Raw genomic sequence first — 4,745 nt, forward strand, 5'->3', positions numbered from 1 at the left:
GTCTGGCTGGTGGCCGGCGCTTTGATCTGGCCCCATGTTGTCCATTTCCTCACCCGGCGCACCTTCCTGCGCTTCTCCCCCCGCATCCGCCAGAAAATGCTGCTCTGCGACTGCATCGTGGGGGGCGCGTTTATCGGTCTGATGGGGCTGATTGTCGTACCCTCCATCGCCGTGGTGCTGATGCTGATGTTCAGCGGCCTGATCGTCGGCGGCGTCCGCCAGTGGCTGTTCGGTACGCTGCTGATGACCCTTTCCGCGGGCGCGGGTCTGGCCGTCTCCGGCCCGGCGGCCTCGCTGGAGTCGCCGCTCTCGGTCAGCGTGGTCTCACTGATCGCCACCGGGCTCTACATCTGCGTGACTGCCTACTATGCCCATCAACAGGCCCGCGCACTGATGACTGCCAAGACCCAGATCCAGAACCAGCGGGAGCAGTCCATCGCGCTATCCCACAAGCTCTCCAAATACCTGTCGCCCCAGGTCTGGCAGTCCATCTTCACCGGCGAGCGTGATGTAAGGCTCGAGACCCAGCGCAAGAAGCTGGTGATTTTCTTTTCCGACATCAAGGGCTTTACCGAGCTGTCGGAGGAAATGGAGCCCGAGGCCCTGACCGAGCTGCTCAACCACTACTTCAACGAAATGTCCGAGGTGGCCCTCAAGTACGGTGGCACCATCGACAAATTCGTCGGCGACTCCATCATGATCTTCTTTGGCGACCCCACCAGCCAGGGCCAGCGGGCCGATGCGGTGGCCTGCGTTTCCATGGCCATCGAGATGCGCAAGCACATGAAGATCATGCGCCAGAAATGGCGCAGCCAGGGCATCAAGACCCCCCTGGAAATCCGCATGGGCATCAGTACCGGCTACACCACCGTGGGCAACTTCGGCGCCGAGAACCGCATGGACTACACCATCATCGGCAAGGAAGTGAACCTGGCCAGCCGCCTCGAGTCCCTGGCCGAACCGGGCGAGATCCTGGTGTCCTACGAGACCTTCTCGCTGATCAAGGACCGCATCATGTGCCGGGACAAAGGCGAGATCACCGTCAAGGGCTTCGGCCGGCCGGTGCCCATCTACGAAGTGGTGGACTTCCGCCGGGACCTGGGGCCGAACCGGAGCTTCCTGGAGCATGAACACAGTGGCTTCGCCATGTACCTTGACTCGGAAAAGATCGACGAGACCGAACGCAAGAGTATCCTTGCCGCCCTGGAGGACGCCGCCGACCGCCTGCGCCAGGAATGACTGCCACCCTGGCTGTCTACTGCCTTACCAGCCTGAGTGAAGGAGCCTCTCCGGCCAGTGTGCTGCGCCAGGGGTTGATGTCGAGGCCGCCCCGGCGGGTGTAGCGGGCACTGACCGCAAGGACCTCGGGACGGCACTGACGCAGGATGTCGGTGAACACGGTTTCCACACAGTGTTCGTGGAAGTCCTGCTGCTGGCGGAAACCCACCACGTAGCGCAGCAGCGAGGCCCTGTCGATGGCGGGGCCGGTGTACTCCACCAGCAGTGAGCCCCAGTCGGGCTGGCCGGTGACCGGGCAGTTGCTCTTCAGCAGGTGGGAGCAAAGCTTCTCGGTCACTGTCTCGCCGCCGGCGCTGAGCACCTCCGGGCAGTACTCGTACCCCACGTCCTGCAGGGCAATATCGTCCACCAGCTCGAACCCCGCCGGGCGGCCGGTGACCGCCATGGTCTGGTCAACATCGAAGAGCCGCACCCGGATGGCCGAGCCGCTGGCGCTGGACAGGTCCCGCTCGATGGTTTCGCGCATCTGCTCAATGGAGGAGAAAACCGTCTGGTTGAGTGAATTCAGGTACAGCTTGAGGGACTTGGACTCGATCAGCGCCACCGAGGCCGCCGGCACCCGGATCTCGCCCCAGGCCACCGCCGGCACCCCGCCCGGGCGCAGCCAGGACAGCTCCCACGCCTGCCAGACATCCTCGCCAAACCAGGGCCAGCGGCCGTCGTCCAGGCCGATGCGGCGCCGGTTGTCGTCCCGGGGCACCGGGAACAGCAGCTCCGGGCTGTAGCGGTCGGGGTAATCGCTGGTCTTGCCCAGCGGGGCTTCGTTCAGGGACATGCAAGGCTCCAGGAATCAGTTACGGATACCCTTGCCGCGTTGCAGCATACGCAGCGACACCCCGGCAAGCACCACGATAAAGAGAAGGATCATGCCCACCGACACCCAGGGATTGACGTCCGACACCCCGAGAATGCCATAGCGGAAGGCGTTCACCATATAGAGGATGGGGTTGATCATGGACACGCCCTGCCAGAACTCCGGCAGCAGCTGGATGGAATAGAACACCCCACCCAGGTAGGTCAGCGGCGTCAGGATGAAGGTGGGCACGATGGAAATGTCGTCGAATTTGGTGGCCAGCATGGCATTGATGAAGCCCCCAAGGGAAAACAGCGCCGAGGTCAGGAACACCGTCAGCACGATGGCTGGCAGGTTGTGGATCTGCAGCCGGGTGAAGGCCAGCGACAGCAGCGTCACGATCAGCCCTACCCCCAGGCCCCGGGCCATGCCGCCGGCCACGTAGCCGGCCAGGATCACCCAGTTGGGGACCGGCGCCACCAGCAGTTCCTCGATGCTGTGCTGGAACTTCATGCCGAAGAAGGACGACACCACATTGGCGTAGGAGCTGGTGATCACCGCCATCATGATCAGGCCCGGCACGATGAAGGACATGTAGTCGAACCCGTCCATGGTGCCGATGCGCGAACCGATCAGGTTGCCGAAGATGATGAAATACAGCGTCATGGTGACCGCCGGCGGCAGCAGGGTCTGGGCCCAGATGCGGGTAAAACGGCGGATCTCGCGGATCACGATGGTGTTGAAGGCGACGAGAATGGCGGACGGGCTCATGACGCCTTCTCCTGCCAGGGCGCTTCCTGCTCCAGCTGTTTCTGGCGGGCATTCTCCTCAACCAGCCGCAGGAACAGCTCCTCCAGCCGGTTGGCCCTGGTGCGCATGCTCACCACCTTGATGCCCTGCTTTTCCAGTTCCCGGAACACACCGTTCAGGCCCTGGCCCTTCTCCACGTCAACCTCCAGCGCACCCTCGTCGTCCAGCCGGGTCTCGAAGCCCGGCAGCTCGGGCGCTTCGCGGAAGTCCCGGTCGGTGTCCAGCAGGAACGTTTCCACGCTCAGCTGCTGCAACAGCGCGCGCTTGCTGGTGTGCTTGACGATCCGACCCTGGTCGATGATGGCGATGTTGCGGCACAGCGCCTCCGCCTCCTCCAGGTAATGGGTGGTGAGGATGATGGTGGTGCCCTGGCGGTTCATCTCCTCGAGAAAGGTCCACATGGACCGGCGCAGCTCGATGTCCACGCCGGCGGTGGGCTCGTCAAGGATCAGCAGCCGGGGCTCATGGACCAGGGCACGGGCAATCATCAGCCGGCGCTTCATGCCGCCGGACAGCATCCGGGCCGGGCTGTCGCGCTTTTCCCAGAGCCCCAGTTTGCGCAGGTACTTCTCCGCCGCCACCCGCGCCTTCCTGAGGGGAATGCCGTAGTAGCCGGCCTGAGTGGTGACGATGTCGAACACCTTCTCGAACTGGTTGAAGTTGAACTCCTGGGGTACCACGCCCAGGTTCATCTTGGCCGCCGCCAGGTCGCTGTCGATATCGTGGCCGAACACCCGGACCTTGCCGGAGGTTTTGTTGACCAGTGAGCAGACAATACCCAGCACCGTGGACTTGCCGGCGCCATTGGGGCCCAGCAGCGCGAAGAAGTCGCCCTGCTTCACGGTCATGTCGATGCCCTTGAGGGCCTGCAGGCCACTGCCGTAGGTCTTGAAAAGGTCCTCGATCTCCAGTGCGTAGGTCATGGCGTCCTTAATACAGCTGAATATGCAGCCTGGTGTGGGCCCGGGGTGTAAACAGGTTTGTGTATATGCGGCGGTCCGGGGAAAAATCAAGGCGACGGGCTGTCGCGGCAAACTGCGACAGGCTTCCCGATATCCTCCAGGCCCACTCCCTATAATGCCGGTTACAACAACTTACAATCGGGCCCGCGAGGCTGTTACCAGGGAAGCTTACGACACGCCATGAAACTGGTTCACATGACTCTGCTTTCGGTTGTTGCCCTGACCGGCTGCCTGGACAGCGGCGGCAGCTCCAGCGACGACCGCTCCACCGGACAGATCACCCCCACCGGCATCCAGGGCCTCCACTACCAGACCAACAGTCAGGACGGCACCACCGGCGCCTCCGGGCAGTTCCGCTACTATCCTGGCGAGCGCCTGACCCTGCGGGTCGGCAACCTGGCCCTGTACAGTGGCATTCCGGCGCAGGATTATGTCACCCCACTGGAGTTCGCCGCCAGCATCCGGGACCAGCTCGAGCTCGCCACCGTGGACGAGCTGGGCCTGCTGAGCCACAAACCCACGGAAAAGCAGCTGATCGAAAGCGACGAAGTGATGAACGTCACCCGACTGCTGATGTCGCTGAGCTGGCAGGCTACCACCACCGAAGGCCGCGGCATCGACATCCGCGAGCGGGTGATCAGCCAGCTCAATGCCGCCCTGCCCACGCTGGATGGCGAAATCGACTTCTCCGTGGCCAGCAACACCTTCGCTGCCACCGACCCGGCGCCGTCCCCCGCCAACCAGCTGCTGGCCAAGATCTGCTTCCACCCGGAGGGCGACGAACTCTGCGAAGACCCGCCCACCCAGGCCGAGATCGACAACGCCCCGGAGGCGCCGCAGAACCAGCAGGACCGGGACCCGGACGTGGAATACCGGCAGGA

The 4,745-nt window shown here is 63.5% G+C and carries 4 protein-coding genes and 1 pseudogene; 2 read left to right on the top strand and 3 right to left on the bottom strand.

The window, feature by feature from the left end; translation table 11 throughout:
- Positions 1-1,239: adenylate/guanylate cyclase domain-containing protein (locus tag R3280_RS16020; RefSeq protein WP_318999613.1), on the top strand; the 1,239-nt coding region annotated here is incomplete at its 5' end.
- A gap of 16 nt (positions 1,240-1,255) precedes the next feature.
- Here R3280_RS16020 and queF read toward each other — a convergent pair.
- From queF to R3280_RS16035, 3 genes are read right to left on the bottom strand one after another with little or no spacing between them, the layout of a single operon-like run.
- A complete protein-coding gene (gene queF, locus R3280_RS16025) occupies positions 1,256-2,074 on the bottom strand; it encodes an NADPH-dependent 7-cyano-7-deazaguanine reductase QueF (RefSeq protein ID WP_318999614.1) in 819 nt (272 codons plus the stop codon).
- A 15-nt stretch (positions 2,075-2,089) separates the two neighbouring features.
- A complete protein-coding gene (locus R3280_RS16030; protein ID WP_318999615.1) occupies positions 2,090-2,863 on the bottom strand; it encodes an ABC transporter permease in 774 nt (257 codons plus the stop codon).
- On the bottom strand, positions 2,860-3,825 hold the full coding sequence (locus R3280_RS16035; RefSeq protein WP_318999616.1) for an ABC transporter ATP-binding protein: 966 nt from the start codon (positions 3,823-3,825) through the stop codon (positions 2,860-2,862). Before R3280_RS16035 ends, R3280_RS16030 begins: the two co-directional genes overlap by 4 nt.
- A gap of 234 nt (positions 3,826-4,059) precedes the next feature.
- Here R3280_RS16035 and R3280_RS16040 point away from each other — a divergent pair.
- Positions 4,060-4,745 (top strand): annotated as a pseudogene (locus R3280_RS16040) (organic solvent ABC transporter permease); the annotation flags it as partial.

It is taken from the genome of Marinobacter sp. (assembly GCF_033722195.1).
GTDB lineage: Bacteria > Pseudomonadota > Gammaproteobacteria > Pseudomonadales > Oleiphilaceae > Marinobacter.

Coding starts and splice junctions, on each gene's coding strand:
- R3280_RS16035 (WP_318999616.1), bottom strand. CDS start 3,825: ATGACCTACGCACTGGAGATCGAGGACCTTTTCAAGACCTACGGCAGT.
- R3280_RS16030 (WP_318999615.1), bottom strand. CDS start 2,863: ATGAGCCCGTCCGCCATTCTCGTCGCCTTCAACACCATCGTGATCCGC.
- queF (WP_318999614.1), bottom strand. CDS start 2,074: ATGTCCCTGAACGAAGCCCCGCTGGGCAAGACCAGCGATTACCCCGAC.